Source organism: Methylobacterium nonmethylotrophicum, assembly GCF_004745635.1.
GTDB classification, from domain to species: Bacteria; Pseudomonadota; Alphaproteobacteria; order Rhizobiales; family Beijerinckiaceae; genus Methylobacterium; species Methylobacterium nonmethylotrophicum.
The window spans coordinates 1-21380 of record NZ_SRLB01000008.1; the positions used below are offsets into that span (position 1 = coordinate 1).

Annotated in this window: 22 protein-coding genes; 10 read left to right on the forward strand and 12 right to left on the reverse strand. The window is 68.8% G+C overall.

Annotated elements, in window-relative coordinates; all coding sequences use genetic code 11:
• Positions 1–296: 296 nt before the first annotated feature.
• The 8 genes from thiL to EU555_RS12050 all read right to left on the reverse strand — a co-directional run bounded on the left by thiL (position 297) and on the right by EU555_RS12050 (position 7571).
• Entirely contained in the window at positions 297–1355 is a 1059-nt protein-coding gene (gene thiL / locus EU555_RS12015; RefSeq protein WP_167858522.1) for a thiamine-phosphate kinase, read from the reverse strand.
• On the reverse strand, positions 1345–2532 hold the full coding sequence (locus EU555_RS12020; RefSeq protein ID WP_135414889.1) for a phosphotransferase: 1188 nt from the start codon (positions 2530–2532) through the stop codon (positions 1345–1347). The genes thiL and EU555_RS12020 overlap by 11 nt, the downstream gene beginning before the upstream one ends.
• Entirely contained in the window at positions 2529–3443 is a 915-nt protein-coding gene (locus EU555_RS12025) for a hypothetical protein (protein ID WP_135414890.1), read from the reverse strand. The genes EU555_RS12020 and EU555_RS12025 overlap by 4 nt, the downstream gene beginning before the upstream one ends.
• 299 nt (positions 3444–3742) lie before the next feature.
• Positions 3743–4786, reverse strand: coding sequence for an HD-GYP domain-containing protein (locus EU555_RS12030; protein WP_135414891.1), 1044 nt, complete (start codon positions 4784–4786; stop codon positions 3743–3745).
• Positions 4787–4959: 173 nt separating this feature from the next.
• Complete coding sequence (locus tag EU555_RS12035; protein WP_245524288.1) at positions 4960–5394, reverse strand: RrF2 family transcriptional regulator; 435 nt, start codon at positions 5392–5394, stop codon at positions 4960–4962.
• Between the two features lie 100 nt (positions 5395–5494).
• Positions 5495–5974, reverse strand: coding sequence for a dUTP diphosphatase (gene dut, locus EU555_RS12040; RefSeq protein WP_135414893.1), 480 nt, complete (start codon positions 5972–5974; stop codon positions 5495–5497).
• Positions 5975–5999: 25 nt separating this feature from the next.
• Positions 6000–6869, reverse strand: coding sequence for an aldolase/citrate lyase family protein (locus tag EU555_RS12045; RefSeq protein WP_135414894.1), 870 nt, complete (start codon positions 6867–6869; stop codon positions 6000–6002).
• 87 nt (positions 6870–6956) lie between these two features.
• The gene (locus EU555_RS12050) at positions 6957–7571 is read right to left on the reverse strand and encodes a GntR family transcriptional regulator (RefSeq protein ID WP_245524270.1); all 615 of its coding nucleotides are present in this window, start codon (positions 7569–7571) and stop codon (positions 6957–6959) included.
• A gap of 148 nt (positions 7572–7719) precedes the next feature.
• On the opposite strand from EU555_RS12050, the gene EU555_RS12055 reads away from it, so the two are divergent.
• Genes EU555_RS12055 through EU555_RS12070 form a run of 4 tightly spaced genes read left to right on the forward strand, consistent with a single transcriptional unit; the run spans position 7720 to position 11909 of the window.
• Positions 7720–9039, forward strand: a complete 1320-nt coding sequence (locus EU555_RS12055; protein ID WP_135414895.1) for an MFS transporter — start codon at positions 7720–7722, stop codon at positions 9037–9039.
• Positions 9040–9053: 14 nt separating this feature from the next.
• On the forward strand, positions 9054–9734 hold the full coding sequence (locus EU555_RS12060) for a DUF2848 domain-containing protein (protein WP_135414896.1): 681 nt from the start codon (positions 9054–9056) through the stop codon (positions 9732–9734).
• Positions 9735–9750: 16 nt separating this feature from the next.
• Positions 9751–10605, forward strand: a complete 855-nt coding sequence (locus tag EU555_RS12065; RefSeq protein WP_245524271.1) for a hypothetical protein — start codon at positions 9751–9753, stop codon at positions 10603–10605.
• The gene (locus EU555_RS12070; protein WP_135414898.1) at positions 10602–11909 is read left to right on the forward strand and encodes an amidase; all 1308 of its coding nucleotides are present in this window, start codon (positions 10602–10604) and stop codon (positions 11907–11909) included. The genes EU555_RS12065 and EU555_RS12070 overlap by 4 nt, the downstream gene beginning before the upstream one ends.
• A gap of 235 nt (positions 11910–12144) precedes the next feature.
• On the opposite strand, the gene EU555_RS12075 is transcribed toward EU555_RS12070, so the two are convergent.
• Positions 12145–12330, reverse strand: a complete 186-nt coding sequence (locus EU555_RS12075; protein ID WP_135414899.1) for a DUF3606 domain-containing protein — start codon at positions 12328–12330, stop codon at positions 12145–12147.
• A gap of 213 nt (positions 12331–12543) precedes the next feature.
• Here EU555_RS12075 and EU555_RS12080 point away from each other — a divergent pair, with 213 nt between their 5' ends.
• Positions 12544–13659 carry an asparaginase gene (locus tag EU555_RS12080; RefSeq protein WP_135414900.1) on the forward strand — a complete coding sequence of 372 codons (1116 nt, stop codon included), beginning with the start codon at positions 12544–12546 and terminating at the stop codon, positions 13657–13659.
• Positions 13660–13666: 7 nt separating this feature from the next.
• Here EU555_RS12080 and EU555_RS12085 read toward each other — a convergent pair whose 3' ends face one another.
• Positions 13667–13993, reverse strand: coding sequence for a hypothetical protein (locus EU555_RS12085; protein ID WP_245524272.1), 327 nt, complete (start codon positions 13991–13993; stop codon positions 13667–13669).
• Positions 13994–14095: 102 nt separating this feature from the next.
• Here EU555_RS12085 and EU555_RS12090 point away from each other — a divergent pair, with 102 nt between their 5' ends.
• Entirely contained in the window at positions 14096–14998 is a 903-nt protein-coding gene (locus EU555_RS12090; RefSeq protein WP_135414901.1) for a GGDEF domain-containing response regulator, read from the forward strand.
• Positions 14999–15068: 70 nt separating this feature from the next.
• On the opposite strand, the gene EU555_RS12095 is transcribed toward EU555_RS12090, so the two are convergent.
• Positions 15069–15848, reverse strand: a complete 780-nt coding sequence (locus tag EU555_RS12095) for a helix-turn-helix transcriptional regulator (RefSeq protein ID WP_135414902.1) — start codon at positions 15846–15848, stop codon at positions 15069–15071.
• A 103-nt stretch (positions 15849–15951) separates the two neighbouring features.
• Between EU555_RS12095 and EU555_RS12100 the strand changes: the two genes are divergently transcribed.
• Both EU555_RS12100 and EU555_RS12105 read left to right on the forward strand, forming a co-directional pair.
• Positions 15952–17067 carry an alcohol dehydrogenase catalytic domain-containing protein gene (locus EU555_RS12100; protein WP_135414903.1) on the forward strand — a complete coding sequence of 372 codons (1116 nt, stop codon included), beginning with the start codon at positions 15952–15954 and terminating at the stop codon, positions 17065–17067.
• Positions 17068–17441: 374 nt separating this feature from the next.
• On the forward strand, positions 17442–18104 hold the full coding sequence (locus EU555_RS12105) for a response regulator transcription factor (protein WP_135414904.1): 663 nt from the start codon (positions 17442–17444) through the stop codon (positions 18102–18104).
• Between the two features lie 15 nt (positions 18105–18119).
• On the opposite strand, the gene EU555_RS12110 is transcribed toward EU555_RS12105, so the two are convergent.
• Entirely contained in the window at positions 18120–19349 is a 1230-nt protein-coding gene (locus tag EU555_RS12110) for a DNA topoisomerase IB (RefSeq protein WP_135414905.1), read from the reverse strand.
• A gap of 147 nt (positions 19350–19496) precedes the next feature.
• Here EU555_RS12110 and EU555_RS12115 point away from each other — a divergent pair, with 147 nt between their 5' ends.
• Together EU555_RS12115 and EU555_RS12120 are read left to right on the forward strand one after the other, a co-directional pair.
• Positions 19497–20663 carry a glycosyltransferase gene (locus EU555_RS12115; RefSeq protein WP_245524273.1) on the forward strand — a complete coding sequence of 389 codons (1167 nt, stop codon included), beginning with the start codon at positions 19497–19499 and terminating at the stop codon, positions 20661–20663.
• Positions 20663–21310 carry a class I SAM-dependent methyltransferase gene (locus EU555_RS12120; RefSeq protein WP_135414906.1) on the forward strand — a complete coding sequence of 216 codons (648 nt, stop codon included), beginning with the start codon at positions 20663–20665 and terminating at the stop codon, positions 21308–21310. The genes EU555_RS12115 and EU555_RS12120 overlap by 1 nt, the downstream gene beginning before the upstream one ends.
• The last annotated feature ends 70 nt before the right edge of the window (positions 21311–21380 follow it).

A 21380-nucleotide genomic window follows, 5' to 3' on the forward strand; every position in this document is an offset into this window, starting at 1 on the left:
CATGCCCCGTCTCCCGCTCCCGTCGTCAGGAGCAGGGAATCACGCCCTCGCCGCGCGTGCAATTTGCAAGGAAACCCGCTGACCCACGCCAAGCCCTTGCACACGCGAAGACGTGTGCATAACCAATCCGCGCGATCTTCCAACGATTTAGCCGTTCTTCACGGCCGACTAATTCTGTGGCATAGATGCGATTTCTAGGATACCAGAATTAACTTGGCGCCAACTTTTCTGCCAAACGGTATAATATCAGGTTTTGTTCCATTAGAATTTTTGCTGTATATTCATAATAAAATTTGTCATTTCGATGAATACATCGATGTAACAATATCCATTGCCGATCCGGAGAAATGCTGCCAGCCTTTGGTGGATATTTTTTCGATTTTATTGTTACGTTTCAAAACTACCTCGGGCGGCCCATCTTCTACTGTTCCGAATAGATGGACGCCAAGCTCACTTATTGCTGCATGACCAGTGATTGTTCCGACTAATTCCAAATCGAGACCAATGCCAAAAATAATTGTTTCGATGGGACATTTTATAAGTTCGGACACTTTTCGCACGGTCGGATGGATTGGTATCATATCATAGTCTATAACAATTTTAACTTGTGATGCTTGAACTAACTCTACGAGAGACTGATATAGTCCATCTGTTATATCCATACAAGAGGTGCAATCGCCTGACGCTGAAAGTTTCTGCCCAATGTCGATCTTCGCAATCGGTTTTATTAACTTGGATTTAAGCCATTCTTCTTCCGCAGGTTCAAGAGATAAACCCTGGCGCTTAGCTACTCCAAAGTAAGCCAAAGCAGCGCCAAAGCCGCCAACATTGCCGGTAACGAATAGTCTATCACCTACTTTTGCACCACTTCTCTTTATTTCGCGCCCTGATTCGATCGAACCAAAAGCTGTCGCCGAAAGGCAAATCGCGGAAGCCCAGCCTGTATCTCCCCCTACTACGGGAGTGTCCCATTCAGCTCCCCCAGCTACAAAGCCTTCGAAAAACGACCATAGATATGAAAGACTAAAATCATTCGGAAGAGCAAGTGTAGAAAGCAAGCCGAGTGGCTTTGCGCCCATTGCGCCCACGTCGCTTAGATTGACCATGGCCAAATATCGCCCATGATGGAAGGGATCCATTAATCCAAATTGGATCGATAGCAGATCCTCAGGAATTTTATCGCTGGATATAACTAGATGCTGGCCTGGAGGAAAATTAACAACAGCTGCGTCGTCGCCTACACCAACACGCAGCCGCGCGCTTTTGCTAAGTGGCGCGATAATTTCACGAATTATTCTCTTCTCACCCCAGTCTGAGACAGTCAGAGTGGCATCTTCGAGTTCTTTAGGGCGCATTTGATTTGAATCCACGCTCGACAAGAAACTGACCCATCTGTGCCAACGCAAGAGCGCAATTAGCAAATGGGTATCGTTCGATCCTCATCAATCCATATAACACAAGCGCTTGACATGCAATATAATCACAAATGTCAAAATTCGTTCCACAAGCTACCGCAGCGTGCTGTCTAATTCTTTGAGTTATTTTTGCACAACGTTCGATGTGAGCAATAGTTTCATTATCGACCGACAATACTATCAACTTAGCTTTAAGTTCGGAAATATCATCTTCTTCTAAATGCATAAAAGTATTATTTATATGATAGTTCGCCTCCCAGCTCAAATATTTAGGCAACATCAGGAAACGAATCGAACATTCCATAACAAGAAAGTCTTTTAAAACATGAGAAGACGGTCTACACCACGTAAAATCAAGCAGGTGCGGATTTCCTCTGATATCCAATACTACGTTAGAAGGATGAAGATCTCCGTGAACAACCGAAAGCGGCAGCATTCTTCTTGTTGCAAGTAATTCCTTAACTTTTATAAGAGGATTTTTAAATTTATAACCAAAAATATGGATTTCTGCTTCGGCATGCATATTTCCCAAGAAACATCGAAGCATTGGCTCGGTTACATTTTTTCTTATATACCACTCGTACTCTTCTCCCAATATGCGGCCCTCAACTGAGGTGGCAGCAAGCGCTCGCCCGCAACAACTTTTGTAAATGCCGTCGATGATTGAAAGAACTTCGTCGTGAGATTTAAAGTAGAACGCATCACTTCCTGGTGTTGCATCTGGGTTTTCTGATTTTGCAAATAAAAGATCTTTTAACTCTGTAACAGAGGGCAACCGCCCGTCGGCGCTGGCCGCACCAATTAAAGGAATCGCAATCATTCCTTCTGTATCATTTCTGACGTCGAAGGTGCGTTGGCCAGCGTCTTCATAATAATTGAAGGCAATTTTGAGACCTTCTATCTCTCGTTCGATGCCCCTGTTAGTATGTATCTTTCCAACATGCGGCCGCGAATTTTCACCGCTTGGAAAGAACATGAATACTTTTGCGCCAGAAAATCCTATGCGACCAAGCTGTTGGACAATAACATCATCGGAAAATGGCATATCTTCCAGACACTGCGCAAATAACTTCTCTTCTTCAGGTGAGAAGAAGCGCACAACAAAGCGATGCGTCATGGTATAGTCGCCGCCTGTTTCCAAGTGAGCATAGTTGCTGTCATGTCCTTCCAGCCAAACATTTTTTTCCAATCCCAAACGTCACGGCCCTGTTGAATGCAAATATATTTCCTTACAATTTGTGAAGGTATGTTTGTGCGATGCCATATGTAGCTCCCGTACCGATTTGAGTGGATAGCAAGATACTCATGATTTGAATATTGAATATGAGGCCATGGATTATATGCACTATATTCGCCCAGATCGCCAGATATGTCATTTATCAAGCGCAAAAAATCTAACTCTTGATCTGGAAACAAATGGAAATGAGCCCTTGTCACGCCGCATGCAAGCGAGTCAAAAAATGGCGACATTCCGTGCTCGAATAATATTGACTCGCCAAAAACCACTTGATGATTATTTATCATCGCGGTAATTTCATTTTCTGACCCAGGATACTTTAATATCAGAGATGAAATATTATTTACATATTCTCTACTAAAAACTACACAATGACCCAAGCTAAGAGGAGATAAAGTCGGCAATAAGCTCAATTTGCTTGATTCAATTAGAATCCGTCTGCAAAAGCCAGTTTTTTCGACGACGCTATTTGGTGCATCTCCGGTTGCAAGCTCACGCTCAATGTCTGCGCCAAGCGCCTGGAACGCGTCTGACGCTTCAGAAAGCAACACCATTTCTTGTCTCTTTGATAACAGATTCATCACCGGAGCCCCGGTCGGTGTTAGATCCAGCGCCTGATTGCACTGGATGCACGGGTTCGCTTCCATAACATGCGGACGATGGTGAGGGATGGCAAGAGAGATGCCGGGAATGAGAACGTCGCCGACACCATGCGACACCAGCGGGCGTTGGAAATATACTGACCGCCAGCCCACTACCTGCGCCCAGACGACACCGGACCCGGGCGCCATTGTGCCAGCCTATGGCGGTTCGTTGTACGAGTAAAAAGGCCGGATGCCTCATCTTGACGTGGTCGGCATGCACTGGCGGGCAGAGCGCGTGGCCTAGGCATCCCGAGCCCACCAGCGACCTTCGCGGCGCTCGCTGGTAATGTCGCGCGCCATGCCGGGCCGATGTACGTGTGCTTCGTCGGCGACAGGCAAGCCCTCCCCAACCGGGCGGCTTCCACGGCAGCCGGATTGCCGCGCAGATCAGCGGCCCGTTCAAGGGCGGCCCCGGCACAATAGGGTGGTGGGCGCTACCGCACCCCTCACGCCGCCCGATCCGCCGGCCGCTCCTCCACCAGCGCCACGACATCGTCCCACCGCGACAGGAAGGCCGCGACGCAGTCCGGGTCGAACTGGGCGCCGGACTGCTCCTCGAGGAAGCGCCGCGCCCGCTCGAGCGGCCAGCCCGGCTTGTAGACCCGCGCCGAGATCAGGGCGTCGAACACGTCGGCCACCGCCGTGATGCGGCCGGGCAGCGGGATCTCGGTGCCCTTGAGGCCTTGCGGGTAGCCGGCGCCGTCCCAGCGCTCGTGATGGGTGAGCGCGATCTCGGCGGCGAGGCGCAGGAGGCGGGACGGGCTGTCGTGGAGCAATTGGTAGCCGCGGAGCGCATGCTGCATCATCTCGAACCGCTCGGGCTCGGTGAGCGGCCCGGGCTTGCGCAGGATCGAGTCGGCGACGCCGATCTTGCCGATGTCGTGCATGGTCGAGGCCAGCGCGATGTCGTTGCCCTCCTCCTCCGACAGGCCGAGCCCATCCGCGATGGCGAGCACGCAGCCCGCCACCCGGGTCAGGTGGTCGCCGGCCTGGTCGTCGCGGAACTCGGCGGCCAGCATCAGCCGGCGGATGATCTCGCGCTCGCGCTCCTGGCTCTCGGCGGCCGCCCGCTCGACCTCGCGGGCGAGCGTCCGGGCCTGGCTCTCGACGGCGCCCTGCGCGCGGGCGAGCGCGATCAGGTTGCGGCCGCGCAAAGCCAGGTCCGAGGCGTCGAGCGGGGGCAGGACCACGTCGGTGGCGCCGGCCTCGAGCGCCCGGCGGCGGGTTTCCGCCGGGTCGTCGTCGGCGATGAGCAGGATCGCCGTGTGGGCGAGGTGCGGCCGCAGGCGCAGGGCGCGGATCAGCGCGACCGCATCGAGGCCGGGCCGGTCCTCGACCACCACGAGATCCGCGGCGCCGCGCGCGAGGGCGGCGAGCGCCTGGCTCCCCTCGGCCAGCGCCAGGGCCGGCGCCGCGAACAGCCGTGTCAGCCCGCCGGGATCGGGCCGGGCCGTGACGACCACGACGGCGGGATCGGCTGCGTTGGTCATGGTCCCGGCGATTCCTTTCCGCGCCCGATGATGCCTCAAACTGCCGCAATTTGATAAAGCGTTCTTTAAGCTTCGGTGCGGCGGGGCGGATCCGGAGCCCGTCCGCCGATCCGACGCAACATGCTGAGACGGCAACGATTTCTTCCCGGTCCCTGCGTACCGGGCGAGCGTGCCTAGATGGTGAAATCCGGGCCGGCCCGTGGGCCGGCGACCTGGGCGGCCTCGGCGCGCCCGCAGAGATCCTCCACCGTTACCGCATCGAGCGCCGCAAGATACGCCCCCGCCGCCTCCGCCACCAGGGGCGCGACCACGAGGCCGGCCAAGCCGGTGCCGGCCGAGCCGGTGACGGCCGAGCCGCCGTCGGCGGGATCGGGAGCCGCCGCGGCGCCCGGCCCCAGGACCGCCCGGGCGATGTCACCGGCGCTGATGCGCCGGCGCTCGCGGGCGAGCTCGTAGCCGCCATGCGGCCCGCGCAGGCCCTTGAGCAGGCCGTGATGCACCAGCGCCTGAAGCACCGCCTCGAGGTGCCGGGGCGGCAGGGCGTGGCGCGCCGCGAGCGCCTTGGCGCTCACCGGCTGGGGCCGCGCGTGGAGCGCGATGTCGACCATGGCGGCGAGCGCCAGGGCGAGGCGCGGCGGCGCCAGCGCCGAGGCCGGCTCGGGCCGGCGCGGGGAGGCCGGGGCTGGCGCGCGCGCGTCCAAGCGCGCGTCAGCCCCGGCCGGTGGAGCCGAAGCCGCCAGCACCGCGGCCGGCGGCTTGCGCATCCGGAAAGGCCTCGACGACCCGCAGGGACGGCCGCCCCACCCGGGTGAACACGGCTTGCGCGATGCGCTCGCCCGGCGCGATCCTGAGGGGCACGCTCCCCGGCGGGTTGCGGTTCCAGGCCGAGATCATCAGCGGGCCCTCGTAATCCGCGTCGATCACCCCGACGGTGTTGCCGAGGACGAGCCCCTCCCGGTGGCCGAGGCCCGAGCGCGGATAGACCATCGCGCACCAGCCGGGATCCCGGATCGCCAGGGCGAAGCCGGCCGGGATCAGGACCGGCGGTGCTTGCGGCGCCAGCTCCAGGGTCTCGTCGAGGCAGGCATGGAGGTCGAGCCCGGCGGCGAGCGCCGAGCCCCAGCGCGGAAACCCCCAGCCGGGCAGGCGGGGATCGAGGATCCGCACCGCGACGTCGAGGCCGCTCATGGCCTGTGTCCCGCGTCGAGGCCGCTCATGGCCTGTGTCCCGGGCGGGCCGCCACCGCCTCCGCGAGGCCGACGAGCCGGCGCGCCTCGTCGGCCTCCCGCCGCAGCACCGTACGGCCGAGATGGGCGACCCCCGCCTGGCCCCGTCCCGCCGGCGCGTCGAAGGCCGCGACGAGCGCCCGCGCGGCGGCGAGCGCGTCGGCATCGGGGGCGAAGGCCGCTTCGGCCCGGCGCGCGCCGGCCGGCGAGGCCACGACGGCCCCGTCGAAGCCGAGGCCGCGGGCGCGGCCGATGTCGAGGCGGTCGGCGGGGTCGAGGAGCACGTCGAGGTCGTGGGCGCGGGCGGCCGCCAGCGCCGTGGCGAGCCAGGCGAGGAGCGGCCCGGCCTCCGGCGCGCCCGGCGGCAGCCGGCCCTCGCGGGCGAGCGCGCCGGCATCGACCACCAGGCAGGCCAGCCGCGCGTCGACGTCGCGCACCGCGCTCGCCACCGCCTCGGCCGCCAGGATCCCGAGCGGCGTGTCGAGGCCGGCCCAGAGCCGGACTCGCTCCGGGGCGTGGAGGCGGCGCAGGCGGCTGCCGATCCCGGCCAGGTCCTCCGGCTCCTCGACCCGCGGCACCAGCACGGCGTCGGGGCCGCCTTCCGCCACCGCCGCGAGGTCGGCCTCGCCCCAGGGCGTGTCGAGGCCGTTGACCCGCACCACCACCTCGGCGGCGGCGAAGCCGCCCTGCGTCAGCCAGGCGGCGAGACGGGCGCGCCCCGCCTCCTTGTCGGCGGGAGGGAGCGAATCGGCGAGGTCGAGGATCAGGGCGTCGGCGGGCTCGGACCGCGCCCCCGCGAGGGCGGTCGCGGTGGCCGGCACCAGGAGGGCACTGCGGCGGGGGCGGATGTCGGTCATCGGTCGCGTGACTCCCCGGATGGCGGCGCATCTATGCCCCGGGGAGGGGCGGCATGGCTATAGGGCGCGTGCGGCCTCGCGCGCGCCTCAGCCGAGCCGCGACGCCAGGGTGCGGGCGAAGGACTCTATGTGGGCGCTCATCGCCGCCGCCGCCGCGTCCGGGTCGCGCCGCCGCAAGGCGTCGCGGATCACCGCATGCTCCTCGGCCACCTCGGCGAGGTGGTGGCCGGTGGCGAGCGACAGGGCCCAGAACCGCACCGAGCGGCCATGCAGCCCGGCCAGCACCTCGGCGAGCACCCGGTTGCCGGAAGCCTCGGCGATGAGCGCGTGGAAGCGGCGGTCCGCCTCGAGGATCGCATCGAGACCGTCCGGCCGGGCCGCCAGCACGGCGTCGAGCTGCGCCAGCGCCTCGGACCCGATCCGCCCGGCGGCGAGCGCGGCGCAGGGCGGCTCGGTCAGGCGGCGCACCTCGATCAGGTGGGCGAACTCGTCCATCGAGAGCGGCTGCACCAGCACGCCCTTGCGGGGCAGGATCCGCACCAGCCCCTCGTGCATCAGTCGGTGCAGGGCCTGGTTCACCGGCGTGCGGCCTAAGCCCAGCTCGGCGCAGAGGCCGGCCTCGTTCAGGGCGTCGCCGGGCTTCAGCCGCAGGGAGACGATGTCGTCCTTCAGCCGCCGGTAGGCGCGCTCGTTCTGCGACAAGGCTGGGCCCGAACCTGCTCGCGCTTCCGCCACCGAGACCGCTCCGCTCACTCGAGTTCCCTCTAGCACGGCTTGTGAAATATCACAGGCATGGTACTTGCAGAACCACACGCCGAAGCGGCCGCGAGCGGACCGCGGGAGAAGAGCGATGACGAGGGTGGACGAGGTGAGCGCGCACGCAGTGGACGAAGGCTATCGCAGGGCGACCCTGCGGCTGATCCCGTTCTTGGTCTTCCTGTTCATCCTGGCCTGGATCGACCGGGTGAATGTCGGCTTCGCCAAGCTGCAGATGCTGTCCGACTTGCAATTCAGCGAGGCGGTCTACGGCTTCGGCGCCGGCATCTTCTTCATCGGCTACTTCCTGTTCGAGGTGCCGAGCAACCTGCTGCTCGAGCGCATCGGCGCCCGCAAGACGCTGGCGCGCATCACCATCCTGTGGGGGCTCGCCTCGATGAGCCTCGCCTTCGTGCGTTCGGAATGGGCGTTCTACGCCATCCGCTTCCTGCTCGGGGTGTTCGAGGCCGGGTTCTTCCCGGGCGTGGTGCTCTACTTGACCTACTGGTTCCCGAGCGCGAGGCGCTCGCGCATCAACGGCCTGTTCATGACCTCGTTCGCCATCGCGGGCGTGGTCGGCGGGCCGCTCGCCGGGCTGATCATGGGCACGATGGGGGGCGTCGGCGGCATGGCCAACTGGCAGTGGCTGTTCATCCTCGAGGGCATCCCGTCGCTGGTCGCGGGCGCCGCCGTGCTCGCCTTCCTGCCCGACCGGCCGAAGGACGCGGCTTGGCTCTCGCCCGAGGTCGCCGCCGCGATGAGCGCACGGGTCGAGGCGGAAGGGCGCGCCGCCGGCAAGCAGGCGAGCTTCCGGGCGGCGCTCCGGGACGGCCGGGTCTGGCTCTGCGCGCTGATCTACTTCTGCATCGTCAGCGGCAACGCCACGATCGCGTTCTGGACGCCCTCGATCATCAAGGAGATCGGCGTGCAGGGCGCGATCGCGATCGGCTTCCTGGCCGCCGTGCCGTTCGTCGCCGGCACGATCGCGATGGTCTGGACGGGGGCCCATTCCGACCGCACCGGCGAGCGCCGGCTGCACTGCGCGGTCGCCAGCCTCGTCGCCGCCGCGGGCCTCGCCGCCACCGGGGCGCTGATGGGCCAGGCGGTGCCGGCCTTCCTGGCGCTCACCGTCGCGGCGATCGGCATCCTGGCGGCCTTCCCGGTCTTCTGGTCGCTGCCGCAGACCTTCCTGGCCGGCACGGCCGCCGCCGGGTCGATCGCGGCGATCAATGCGATCGGCAACCTCGCGGGCTTCGTCGCCCCCTATGTCGTCGGCCTGTCGAACACGCTGACCGGCGCCTCGACCAACGGGCTGTACGTCGTGGCCGGCCTCGAATTGCTGGCGGGCCTCCTGGTCCTCGGCTTCGCCCGCTGGCGCGAGGGTGCGGCCGCCGACCTGGCCGCCGCCGAGTGAACGGGAGAGTGACCATGCTGACCTTCCATCGCGAGGCCGCCGGGCGGCGGGACACGATCGCGCTCGCGCCCGAGGCGCTGGTGATCGCCGGCTGGGCCGGGCGGGACGAGGCGGCGATCCGCCACCACATCGAGGAACTCGCGGCGATCGGCGTGCCGCCGCCCTCCTCGGTCCCGGTCTATTACCGGGCCGCCGCCGCGACGCTGACGCAAGCGCCCCGCCTCGAGGTGCTGGGCCCCGATTCCTCGGGCGAGGCGGAGCCGGTGATCGTGTCGCTCGCCGACGGGCCCTGGCTCGGCCTCGGCTCCGACCACACCGACCGCAAGGCCGAGACCGTCGGCATCGCGCTCTCCAAGCAGCTCTGCGGCAAGCCGGTCGGTACCGGCCTGTGGCGCCTCGACGAGGTCGCGCCGCACTGGGACGACCTGATCCTGCGCGCCCACGCGACGATCGACGGCGAGCGGGTGCTCTACCAGGAGGGCCGGCTGACGGCTTTGCGCATGCCGGCCGACCTCCTGGCGCGCCGCCCCGGCGGGCCGGATCTGCCTCCCGGCACGGTGATGTTTTGCGGCACGCTCGGAGCGATCGGCGGCATTCGCCCGGCCTCGCGCTTCGAGATGGAACTCGAGGACCCGGTGCTCGGGCGGACGCTGACCCACGGCTACGACATCGCCGTGCTGCCGGTGGTGGCCTGAGCCCGCGATGGGGGTCGTGACCGCACTCGCCGGGATCGGGGACGCTGCCTTCTGGGCGGCGCTCCTCGCCAAGATGGGGGCGAGCGCCGCGATCGTGGTCCTCGCCTCGCTGGCGGTCGAGCGGGCCGGGCCCCTCGTCGGCGCGATGATCGCGACCCTGCCGCTCTCGGCGGGACCGGCCTACACCTTCCTGGCCCTCGACCACGACGCCGCCTTCCTGCGCGACAGCGCGGTGGCGAGCCTGCCGGCCATCGCCGCCACCGCCCTGTTCATCGCGACCTATGCGGGCGCCGCCCGCCGGCACGGCGTCGCGGCCTCGCTCGCGGCGGCGCTCGCGGTCTGGATCGCCGCGGCCCTTCTGCTGAACCGCCTCGGCGGCGGCCTGTGGATCGCGGGGCTCGTCACCACCCTGGTGATCCTCGCCTGCATCGGCGCCTGCCGCTCCTTCCGCGCGGGCGGCCCGCTGCCGGGGCGCCCGAAGCGGGCGGGCGACGTCCTGGTCCGGGCCGGCATCGTCATGGCCCTCGTCGTCGCGGTGGTGCTGGCCGGGCGGCTCGCGGGCCCGGGGGCCGCCGGCATCCTGGCCTTCGCGCCGGTGGTGATGGTGAGCCTGGCGGTGATCCTGCATCCGCGCATCGGCGGGGCGGCGACCGCGACGGTGCTGACCTTAAGCCTTCCGGGGCTTCTGGGCTTCGTGGCGGCCCTGGTCGCCCTCGCCCTCACGATCGAGCGGTTCGGGCCCGCCCTCGCCCTGCCGCTCGCCCTCGTGATCAATGTCGGCTGGAACGGCGGGATCCTGCTGGCCAGCCGCCCGCGCCGACGCCACGCTGTGCCCCCTCCCCGTCCGCCCTCCCTGGAGACCGATTCATGAGCACCGTTCGCCAAGATCATCCGATCAGGGACGACCTGGAACGCCGCCTCGCCCTGATCGAGGAGCCGGCGAGCCGCCACGTCTTCACCAAGCTCTACCCCGAGGCCGCCCGCGCCGCCGCCGACGCCGCCGACGCCCGGCGCAAGGCCGGCCTCACCCTCGGGGCGCTCGACGGCGCCATCGTGTCGATCAAGGACCTGTTCGACGTCCAGGGCGAGGCGACGACCGCCGGCTCCTCGATCCGGCGCAAGGCGGAGGCCGCTCTCCAGGACGCCCCGGTCGTCGCGCGCCTGCGCCGGGCCGGCGCGGTCATCTTGGCCAAGACCAACATGTCCGAGTTCGCCTTCTCGGGGCTGGGCCTCAACCCGCACTGGGGCAATCCCGGCAACGCCGCCGATCCGAGCCTGGTGCCGGGCGGCTCGTCCTCCGGCGCCGGCGTCTCGGCGGCCCTGGGCACCAGCGACATCGCCATCGGCACCGATACCGGCGGCTCGGTCCGCATCCCGGCGGCGCTCAACGGCGTGGTCGGGTTCAAGCCGACCGCCCGCCGGGTGCCGCTCGCCGGCGCCTTCCCGCTCTCGCCCTCGCTCGACTCGATCGGCCCGCTCGCCCGCAGCGTCGAGGCCTGCGCGGCGGCCGACGCCGTGATGGCGGGCGAGGACTATCGCCCCCTCAAGGCCGCGCCGTTGCGCGACCTGCGGGTCGGCGTGCCCCGCGGCCTTCTCTTCACCGAGACCGACCCGATGGTGGCGCAGGCCTTCGAGGCCGCCCTCTCCACCTTGAGCGCCGCCGGCGCCCGGATCGGCGAGACCCCCTTCGACGACCTCCTCGCCCGCATGGCCGAGGCGACGGCGGCCGGCCCGATCGCCGCGGTCGAGGCGGCGGAGGTCCATGCCGACTGGCTCGACGCCGAGGAAGCGGCCTTCGACCCGCGGGTCCACGCCCGGATCAGCCGCGGCCGCACCGTGACGGCCGCGGCCTATATCCGGATGATGCGCGCCCGCGTCGACCTGATCGCGGCCGCCGACGAGCGCCTCGCGCCCCTCGACGTGCTGGCCCTCCCGGCGACGGCGATCCCGGCCCCCAGCATCGCCTCCGTGGCCGACGACGACGCGGTCTTTACGCGGACCAACATCCTGATGCTGCGCAACACCATGGTGGGGAACCTGTTCGACCTCACCGGGATCTCGCTGCCGCTCCCGGGCCAGGCCAAGCCGGTCGGCCTGATGCTGCTCGCCCGCCACGGCCAGGACCGGCGGCTCCTCGAGATCGCCGCGGGGGTGGAGGCGGTCTTGCGGGGGTAAACCGGTCCCCGGTCTGTCCACCCGCACGGGAGAGGGAATCCCGAGCCTTGTTCGCATCGGAACAGATCAAGTGGAATTCGCATCGCGCGCTCCGGATGATCGACTCAGTTTCGCACTGGCTGCGAGCCTGAGCTGATGACCCGGAGGGTTGCGGATGCCTGTGCGCCGAACCGGCGGCGACGACAGAAGCGCCGCGGACCGTCTCCAGCCCGCGGCGCCCGATATCTGAACAAAACTACGCCGCCTGACGGCCGAGATGCGCCGCCACGGTCGAGACCCGGGAGCCGACGATCTTGACGGCGTCCCGAAGCTCCTCACCGGTCACCCCGAATTGTCCCGCCCAGTAGGCACGGTCATCGGGGCAGTGGATGTCGATGTGCTGCGCGAAGCGCGGCTTGAGAATGTCCTGAGTCTCGGACATGATTGTTTCCTGAGGCGTGGGGCTTGCCAGTATCCGCTGGTGCGGGACGCTCAGCGTCGCGTATCCAGAAAACGCCTGATTCTGGGAAAAGTTGCCGGTTCATCATCCCGGTCCCTGCGGCATGGCGCATCCCGGAGCGGCCGCGGCGCTGGCGGGGAACCGCCGGGTTTGATACCGGCTCGGATCGTCCGATCCCCGACGAAGGACCCGACCATGCGCCGTCCCGGCCCCACCCTCCTGCCCGCCCTCGCGGCCCTGCTGCTCGCCGGTCTGCCGCTCGCCGGCCCCGTCTTCGCCCGCGAGATGCCGACGACCGCGACGACCGCGCCGGCCTCCCCCCGAAAAGCCAACGTGGTGATCCTGGCCACCGGCGGCACCATCGCGGGCGCCGGGGCGGACGCCAGCAACAGCGCCACCTACCAGGCCGCCAAGGTGCCGGTGGACAAGCTGATCGCCGCCGTGCCGTCCTTGAGCGAGCTCGCCAACGTGCGCGGCGAGCAGGTGTTTCAGATCGCCTCCGAGAGCTTCACCAACGCGCAGCTGGTCCAGCTGGCCAAGCGCGTCTCGGCGCTGCTGAAGCAGGACGACGTCGACGGCGTCGTCATCACCCACGGCACAGACACCCTGGAGGAGACCGCGCTCTTCCTCGACCTCGTGGTCCGAAGCGACAAGCCGATCGTGGTCGTCGGCTCGATGCGGCCCTCGACCGCGCTCTCCGCCGACGGTGCCCTCAACCTCGCCGACGCGGTCGCCACCGCGGCGAGCCCGGCCTCTCGGGCCAAGGGCGTCCTTGTGACGATGAACGACGAGATCCAGGCCGGCCGCGACGTGACGAAGCGCGTCAACATCAAGCCGAGCGCCTTCTCGAGCCAGTGGGGCCCGCTCGGCATGGTGGTCGAGGGCAAGACCTACTGGTTCCGCGCGCCCGTGAAGCGCCACGGCACTGCGTCGGAGTTCGACATCGACGCGATCGACGCCCTGCCGGAGGTCGCGATCGTGTACGGCTCGGGCAACATGAACCCGGCGCCGTATACGGCCGCGGTGCAGGCCGGCGCCAAGGCGATCGTGCATGCGGGCACCGGCAACGGCTCGGTGGCGGGCTACCTCGTCGACACGCTCAAGGACCTGCGCGCCAAGGGCACGCTGATCATCCGGTCCGCGCGCGTCGGCGACGGCTTCGTGCTGCGCAACGCCGAGCAGCCCGACGACCAGTACGACTGGGTGGTGGCCCACGACCTCAACCCGCAGAAGGCCAAGATCCTGGCGGCGGTCGCGCTCACCAAGACCAGCGACACCAAGGAGCTGCAGCGGATCTTCTGGGAGTATTGAGGGCCGCTCACGCCTCGAGCGCGGCGAACCACGCCGCGTAGGGCGTGGTGCGGGCGAGGTGCCGGGTGTAGTCCGGCGCCCCGTCGGTCCACCAGGGCGGGCCGCGCTCGCCGAGGCCGTGCTTGGCGGCATCGACCGCGGCGCGGGCCTCGGCCAGGCCTGCGCCGCCCGCGGCCTTGGCGTCGCGCACGGCGCGGCGGGCCCGCATCAGGTCGTGCACCAGGGCCTCGCGGCGATCCGCCGGCAGGCCCGGATCGCTGCGCCGCCACAGCCGCCCGCGCACCACGATGTAGCGCCCGTCCGGCGTGACAGGGACCATCTTACGCTGCGTCATGATCAGTTCCGCGATTGCGCGCATCGCCTTGAGGCGGCGTTAAACTCTCGCGCGCAACGTGGGCGCGGGAAGCGGGGGCGGGTCTCCCTGCCGGGGGGCGTCATGCACATCGTCGTCGTCGATCCGAGCCGGGTGGTGCTCAAGGTCATCAGCGGGCTCCTGACACCCCGCGGGCATACCGTGGATGCGTTCACGGATTCGCGCGAGGCGCTCGATTTCATCACCGACAACGCGTCGGTCACCGCCCTGATCACCAGCCTCGAGGTCCGGCCGCTCAGCGGCCTCGAGCTGTGCTGGTCGGCCCGCCTCCTCGCGGACGCCCACCGGCCGCTCTACATCATCACCATGTCGTCGGCCCGCAACGCCCGCAACCTGGCGGAGGCGCTCGACAGCGGCTCGGACGACTTCATCGACAAGCCGCCGGGCCCGGAGGAGCTCTATGCCCGCCTGCGCGCCGCCGAGCGGATGACCGGGATGCAGCGCGAGCTGATCCGCTTCGCCGAGACCGACGCCCTGACCGGGCTCCTCAACCGCCGCGCCTTCCTGCAGCGGGTCGGCGAGGCGACCGACCGGGCCGGCGCCCACGGCCGGCTGTCGGTGATCCTGGTCGACATCGACCACTTCAAGGCCATCAACGACCAGCACGGCCACGAGGTCGGCGACACGGCGATCCGGGGCGTCGCCCAGGAGCTGCTGGCGGAAGCGGGCGGCATCGCCGGGCGCCTGGGCGGCGAGGAATTCGCCGTCGCTCTGCCCGGGCGCGGCCTGGAGGAGGCCGAGGCCGCCGCCGGGCGCCTGCGGCTGCGCTGCACGCAGCTGCGCTTCAAGGGCCAGCGCGGCCCGGTGCAGCTCACTGCGAGCTTCGGCGTCAGCACTTGGTCGGAGGGCGAGACCACCGGCGGCCTGCTCAAGCGCGCCGACATCGCGCTCTACGAGGCCAAGACCACCGGCCGCAACCGGGTCGTCTCGGCGGCCACCGACCTGATCCTGGCGCGGGCTGGCTGAGCCCGCGCGGTGCGGGCTGGCTGAGCCCGCACGGTGCGGGCCGACCGAAGCCCGCGCCGCCCCGAGCCGTCTACGGATCGCCCGGGACGTAGATCGCGAGCCTGAGGGCCGGATCGCCGTTCGCCTGGAAGGTCGCGTAGTCGAAGGCGAGCCGGCCGTGCCGCGGGTGGTGCAGCACCTTCCGCCCGGTCCCGCCGCCGCGCACCTCGTGCGCTTCCCACCAGGTCGCGAAGAGCGGGCACCCCTCCGCCAGGCGATCCAGGAGATCGATGAAGGCCGGGTCCGCCGCGGAGAGGTCGTGAGCGGCGCGGAACTGCGCCACCATGCGCTGCGCCTCCTCAGGCCAAGCCTCCCCGAACAGCGCCCGCGCCCGCGCGTCGGTGAGGACGAAGAGCAGGATGTTGCGCTCCGGTTCGGGCACGGCGTCGAATCCGAAGAGGTCGGCGGCAGCCGCGTTCCACGCCAGCAGGTCCCAGCGCCGGCCCGTGACGTAGGCCGGCTGGCGCATCTCGGCGACGAGGCGCCGGATCGTCGGTGGCACCTCCTCGCGCACGAAGGCGCCGGGCCTCACGCTGCGGGACAGGGCACGCAGATGCGCGTGCTCGGCCTCGTTCAGGCAGAGCGCCCGGGCCAGGGCGTCGAGGGTGGTGACGGAGGGGCTGACGTCGCGCCCCTGCTCCAGGCGCACGTACCAGTCGATGCCGATGCCGGCGCGCTGCGCCACCTCCTCGCGGCGCAGGCCCGGGGTCCGGCGGCGGCTGATCGAGGGCAGCGCGAGGGCGGCGGGATCGAGCTGCTCGCGCCGCGAGCGCAGGAAGTCGCCGAAGGCCTTCTGCCGGGGATCGCTCACGCGTGCCTCGCGAGGTGGGTCGCTTGATCCCAGGATCATACCAGTCCTTCTTCGCTGCGCGACAGGCCCCATCCTGCCCCGCGTTCCAGCGAGGGATCGAGAGATGCAGGCTGCCGTGCTCAAGGCGTTCGGATCGCCGCTCGTCGTCGAGGAGGTGCCGGATCCGGTGATCGGGACCGGCGAGGTGATCGTCGACGTCGTGGCCGCCCCGGTTCTGTCCTACGCCGACGAGGTCTTTTCTGGCGCGCGCCGGTACCTCCTGCCGCCGCCGGTCATCCCCGGCTGCGGCGCGGTCGGCCGGGTGCGCACGGTCGGGCCCGACGCGACGAAGCTCCGGGTCGGCGACTGGGTCTTCTGCGACCCGACCGTGCGCTCGCGCGACGACGCCGTGATGCCCGACATCGTGCTCCAGGGCTGGAGCGCGCGGGGCGAGGGCGGCCAGAGGCTCCAGGGCTATCACCGGCACGGCGCTTTCGCCGAGCAGGTGCGCGTGCCGACCGAGAACGCGATCCGCATCGGCGCCCTGACCCCGGAGGAGGCCGCGCCCTGGTGCGCGATCAACACCCTGCTCGTCCCCTTTGGCGGCCTGCTGGCAGCGAATCTCCAGGCGGGCGAGACGCTGCTGGTCAGCGGGGCGACCGGCCATTTCGGCAGCGCCGCGATCGCGGCGGGCCTTGCCATGGGGGCGGGCTGCGTGGTCGCCCCGGGCCGCAACGCGGCCGTCCTCGCCGACCTCGCCCGGCGCTTCGGCGACCGGGTCCGCCCCGTGAGGCTGACCGGCGACGCGGCGGCGGACCGGGCCAGGATGATGGCGGCGGCGCCTGCGCCGATCGACTGCGTGCTCGACATCCTGCCGCCCTCCGTCGACGCCGCGGTGGCGCGCGCCGCGGTGATGAGCGTGCGCCCCTACGGCCGCGTGGTGCTGATGGGCGGCGTCGGCATGCTCGGCGGGGACGACCTCGCGCTGCCCTATCCGTGGATCATGCGCAACGCCATCACGGTGCGGGGTCAGTGGATGTACCCGCCCGAGGCCGTGATCCGGATGGTCGGGCTCGTGCGCGCGGGTCTGCTGCGGCTGGAGGAGTACGCCGTGACGGCCTTCCCGCTCGCAGCCGTGAACGAGGCCGTCGCGCATGCCGCGGCGCAGGGCGGGCCGTTCCGCCTGGCCGTGCTGCGCCCGGGCGCCGAGGCCCCGCAGCCCTCGGCCGTGTCGCGGTAGGGGGCCAGCCCCCCCTGACGCCGTGCGGGCTTCGCGCCCCGGTTTCCGTTCACGCCGTACCGGGCCCTGCCGGTCGGCCTGTTCCTGGAAGAGGTCGTCCGGCCTGACCCATTGCGGGAAAGTGCCGAGGCCCGCGTTCCAAACTGGTTCGCGCGAAGAAGCCTCGTTCTCCCGGGCTCCGGGTTCCGACGGCCACGCTTTCGCGACATCCTGACGCGGAGTCGGTCTACCTAGGCACTCTTCCCCTCGGGCGTGGCCTCCCGGTGCCGCGGAGTCGCGCCGGGCCGCCGCCCCCCTGCGAAGATGGAACGGAGCTTGTTCCGAGTCCTCCGTGGACACCGCGCCTGTATCGCGCTGGGACGGAGGCAAGCGGCATGAGTGACGCCGTCAGGGTTCTGATCATCAACGAGCCGTCGGATCTGGGCGCTGCCTTCCGGGCGACGCTCGAACACACCCCGGCATTACGGACCGTCGGGGAGGAGGAGCTGAAGGACCAGGACACGACTTGCGTCGTCCTGGCCTTCGCGCCCGAATACGGGCCGGCGGCGGTGGCCTCCCTGCGCGAGCGGGCGCCCGGCGCCCGGATCCTGGTGGCGTTCCAGGCGGCGGATGCGGCGGAGATCGGCCGGCTCACGGCCGCCGGGGCCGACGCCTTCGTGGCCCGCTCCGCTGCGCCGGGCGACATCTGCGCCACGATCCTGGCGCTCGCCCACGGCCTGCCGCTGCACGAGGGCGACCCGGAGGCCCCGGCCCCCGAGGAGGTGGCGGCCGAGAGCCTGGGGCTCACCCCGCGGGAGGCCGAGGTGCTGCGCTTCCTCAGCGCGGGCTTCAGCAACAAGGAGGTGGCCCGCCGCCTCACCGTCAGCGTGCGCACCGTCGAGACCCACCGGCTCAACCTGCGCCGCAAGACCAAGACCGGCCGGCTCAAGGACCTGGTCCAGCTCGCGCGGCAGATCGGCCTCGCGCCGGTCCTCGAGGGCGAGGCCCGGCCCCTGCGGCGCATGAATCACGAGGCTCACCGCGCCGTCCCTCACTGAGGGGCGGCGCGGGGATCAGGCGGCCCTCCGGGCCGCCGTTTTTCTGTTCGATGATGTGGGGGTTCGGACCTTGGCATTCTTGGCCTTGGTCCCCTTGTCCTTGCGGCTCTTCGCTTCGCCGCTCTTGGCCGACCGCCCCGTCGCGGGCGTCGCCTCCAGCCGGGCGAGACGGCCCTGGAGCAGGCCGAGCACCGCCGTCTCCTCGGGCCGCAGGCGGGCGATCTCGTCGCGGAGCGCCGCCTCGACCTCGTCCTTGACCTGGAGCAGCAGCTCGCCCTCGAGGTAGCAGCCCAGGATCTCCGGGTGGATGTAGCATTTGCGGCAGATCGTCGGCGTGTTGCCGAGCCGCTCGGCCACCCGCTCGATCGCCGCCCGCACGTTGCGCTTGGCCACCGCCTGGCTGTCGAAGGCCTCGAACTCACGCAAAGCCATGGCGGCCAGCACCGTGCCGGACCAGGTGCGGAAATCCTTGGCGGTGATGTCGCGTCCGGTGATCTCGCGCAGGTACGCGTTCACGTCGGCCGAGGTCACGTCCCGCTGCACCCCGTCCTCGTCGAGGTACTGAAAAAGCTCCTGGCCGGGCAGGTCCTGGCAGGCCTTGACGATCTTCGCCACCCGGCGGTCGTGGACGGCGAGCTCCCAGACCTTGTTGCTCTTGCCCTTGAAGCGGAACTTCAGTTCCCTGCCCTCGATTTTCACATGTGGGTCGCGCAGGGTGGTGAGGCCGTAGCTCTTGTTCTGCTTGGCGTAATCGTCGTTGCCGACCCGGATCAGGGTGGTCTCGAGCAGGTGCACGACGGTGGCCAGCACCTTCTCCCGCGGCAGGCCGCGCCGGCCCATATGCTCCTCGACCGTCGCCCGGATGCCCGGCAGCACCTCGGCGAAGGTCATCATGTGGGCGAACTTGGTGCTCTCCCGGGCCTGGCGGAACTCGGGATGGTAGCGGTACTGCTTGCGGCCGCGGGCGTCGCGCCCCGTCGCCTGGATGTGGCCGTTGGCGTGGCGGCAGATCCACACGTCGGTGTAGGCCGGCGGGATCGCCAGGGACCTGATGCGTGCCAGAGCCGCCTCGTCCCGCACCCGCTCGCCCTTGGCATCGACGTAGGCGAAGCCGCGCCCGTTGCGCTTGCGGCGATAGCCCGGCTCCTCGTCGCTCACGTAGCGCAGGCCCGCCTCGCGGGCGGCGTCGCGGGTGTCGACGCGATCCTCGGCGGGACTCTCCGCCGTCTCGGGATCCGACAGCATGGGCTTCAAGACCTCACGGGGTTCCGGTCGAACTCAACCGGCGCGTGCCCGCGCGGGTTCCTGTGCGGGTTCCTGGCCGGCCGTTTCCCCGCGACGCCGGCGCCGCCGGGCTGTAGGGAGAACGGGATTTTGGCGGGGAGAGACCGGGTGCAGCCACGGGATGCGGCGGAACGGGCGGGAGAGGACGGGACGCGGCGGGCGCACGTCGCCTTCGTGGTCACCGAGGACTGGTTCTTCGCCTCGCACTTCCTGCCGATGGCCCGGGCGGCCGTGGCGGCCGGCCACCCGGTCTCGGTGATCACCCGGGTGCGGGCGCATCGCGAGGCCATCGCCGCGACCGGCGCCCGGGTGGTGGCGCTCGAGGCCGAGCGGTCGAGCCTGAACCCGATGGCGGCGGGCTATGCCGCCGGCCAGCTCGCGGCGATCCTCAAGGCGCTGAAGGCCGACATCGTCCACTGCATCGCGCTCCGCGGCATCCTGGTCGGCGGGGCGGCGGCGATGCTCGCCGGGATCCCGTCCCGGGTCTACGCGCTCACCGGCCTCGGGCTGATCGGCGCGCGGCAGGACCGGGCCGGGCTCCTCGCCCGGACGGCCTTGCGGCTCCTGATCCGCGGCCCGCTCGAGACCGCCCGGACCCGCTACCTGTTCGAGAACCCGGACGACGCGCGGCTGCTCGGCCTCGACCCGGAGAGCCCGCGGGTCACGGTCATCGGCGGCGCCGGCATCGACCCGGAGGCGTGGCCGGCGACGCCGCTGCCGCCGCACCCTCCCCTGCGGATCGCGCTCACCGCCCGGATGCTGTGGTCGAAGGGGATCGACACCGCCGTGCAGGCCGCCCAGCGCGCCCGGGCCGAGGGCGCGCACCTGGAGCTGTCCCTCTACGGCGCCCCCGATCCCTCGAACCGACGCGCGATTCCCGACGCCACCCTGCGCGACTGGTCCCGCGACGGCGTCGTCTGGCACGGCGCGACCGACGACGTCGCCGGGGCCCTCGCCCGAGCCCACGTCGCCTGCCTGCCGTCGCGGGGCGGGGAAGGATTGCCGCGGGCGCTGCTCGAGGCCGCCGCGAGCGGCCGGGCGATTCTCACCACCGACGTGCCGGGCTGCCGCACCCTGGTGCGAGACGGGATCGAAGGATTGATCGTGCCGCCGGACGACCCCGCCGCGCTCGCCGCCGCGATGGCGCGACTGGCCGCCGATCCCGCCCTCGTCGCCCGGATGGGGGCGGCGGCCCGCGCCCGGGTCATCACCGGCGGCTTCACCGAGGCCGCGGTGACCCGCGCCGTCCTGCGGCTCTACGCGGATCTCGCCTGATGGAGCCCGCCGCCTTCATCCGCGCCCATACCGCGTTGCGCCCGGTGCCGCACGCCCCGGCGATCCGCCTGCACGTGGCGGACGAGGCGACCGAGTTGTGGGGCCGCACCGAGGAGGAACTGGGCGAGATCGGCCTGCCGCCGCCGTTCTGGGCCTTCGCCTGGGCCGGCGGCCAGGCCCTCGCCGCCTACGTTCTGGAGAACCCCGGCATGGTGGCCGGCGCCCGGGTGCTCGACTTCGCCTCCGGCTCCGGCCTTGTCGCCATCGCGGCGGCGATGGCCGGCGCTGCCAGCGTCGAGGCGAGCGACCTCGACCCGTTCGCATTGGCGGCAATAAGCCTCAATGCGGCGGAGAACGGGGTCTCGGAGCGCATCACCGTGAAGGGCGCCGACCTGATCGGCCGCGACGACGGCTGGGACTGCGTGCTCGCCGCCGACATCTTCTACGAGCGCGACCTCGCCGCCCGGGTCGGCGACTGGCTCGCGGGGCTGCACGCCCGCGGCGCCCGGGTGCTGCTGGGCGATCCCGGCCGGGCCTACCTGCCGAAGGACCGGCTGGAGACCCTGGCGACCTACGCGGTGCCGGTGACGCGGGCGCTGGAGGATGCGGAGATCAAGCGGACGGGGGTGTGGCGGTTTCGGGGGTGAATCGATCAATCTCTCGGGTAGGAACCCGATCGGCTTGGCTGCACGAAGCGCGGCCTTCGACCCTTATTTG

Excerpts from the sequence above, each read along its gene's own strand:
- dut (WP_135414893.1), bottom strand. The coding sequence starts at position 5,974 with ATGAGCGGCCTCGACGTCGCGGTGCGGATCCTCGATCCCCGCCTGCCC.
- EU555_RS12045 (WP_135414894.1), bottom strand. The coding sequence starts at position 6,869 with ATGACCGACATCCGCCCCCGCCGCAGTGCCCTCCTGGTGCCGGCCACC.
- EU555_RS12030 (WP_135414891.1), bottom strand. The coding sequence starts at position 4,786 with ATGACCAACGCAGCCGATCCCGCCGTCGTGGTCGTCACGGCCCGGCCC.
- EU555_RS12100 (WP_135414903.1), top strand. The coding sequence starts at position 15,952 with ATGCAGGCTGCCGTGCTCAAGGCGTTCGGATCGCCGCTCGTCGTCGAG.
- EU555_RS12080 (WP_135414900.1), top strand. The coding sequence starts at position 12,544 with ATGCGCCGTCCCGGCCCCACCCTCCTGCCCGCCCTCGCGGCCCTGCTG.
- EU555_RS12110 (WP_135414905.1), bottom strand. The coding sequence starts at position 19,349 with ATGCTGTCGGATCCCGAGACGGCGGAGAGTCCCGCCGAGGATCGCGTC.
- EU555_RS12055 (WP_135414895.1), top strand. The coding sequence starts at position 7,720 with ATGACGAGGGTGGACGAGGTGAGCGCGCACGCAGTGGACGAAGGCTAT.
- EU555_RS12025 (WP_135414890.1), bottom strand. The coding sequence starts at position 3,443 with ATGGCGCCCGGGTCCGGTGTCGTCTGGGCGCAGGTAGTGGGCTGGCGG.
- EU555_RS12105 (WP_135414904.1), top strand. The coding sequence starts at position 17,442 with ATGAGTGACGCCGTCAGGGTTCTGATCATCAACGAGCCGTCGGATCTG.
- EU555_RS12090 (WP_135414901.1), top strand. The coding sequence starts at position 14,096 with ATGCACATCGTCGTCGTCGATCCGAGCCGGGTGGTGCTCAAGGTCATC.
- EU555_RS12035 (WP_245524288.1), bottom strand. The coding sequence starts at position 5,394 with ATGGTCGACATCGCGCTCCACGCGCGGCCCCAGCCGGTGAGCGCCAAG.
- EU555_RS12020 (WP_135414889.1), bottom strand. The coding sequence starts at position 2,532 with ATGACGCATCGCTTTGTTGTGCGCTTCTTCTCACCTGAAGAAGAGAAG.
- thiL (WP_167858522.1), bottom strand. The coding sequence starts at position 1,355 with ATGCGCCCTAAAGAACTCGAAGATGCCACTCTGACTGTCTCAGACTGG.
- EU555_RS12120 (WP_135414906.1), top strand. The coding sequence starts at position 20,663 with ATGGAGCCCGCCGCCTTCATCCGCGCCCATACCGCGTTGCGCCCGGTG.
- EU555_RS12070 (WP_135414898.1), top strand. The coding sequence starts at position 10,602 with ATGAGCACCGTTCGCCAAGATCATCCGATCAGGGACGACCTGGAACGC.
- EU555_RS12060 (WP_135414896.1), top strand. The coding sequence starts at position 9,054 with ATGCTGACCTTCCATCGCGAGGCCGCCGGGCGGCGGGACACGATCGCG.
- EU555_RS12085 (WP_245524272.1), bottom strand. The coding sequence starts at position 13,993 with ATGACGCAGCGTAAGATGGTCCCTGTCACGCCGGACGGGCGCTACATC.
- EU555_RS12075 (WP_135414899.1), bottom strand. The coding sequence starts at position 12,330 with ATGTCCGAGACTCAGGACATTCTCAAGCCGCGCTTCGCGCAGCACATC.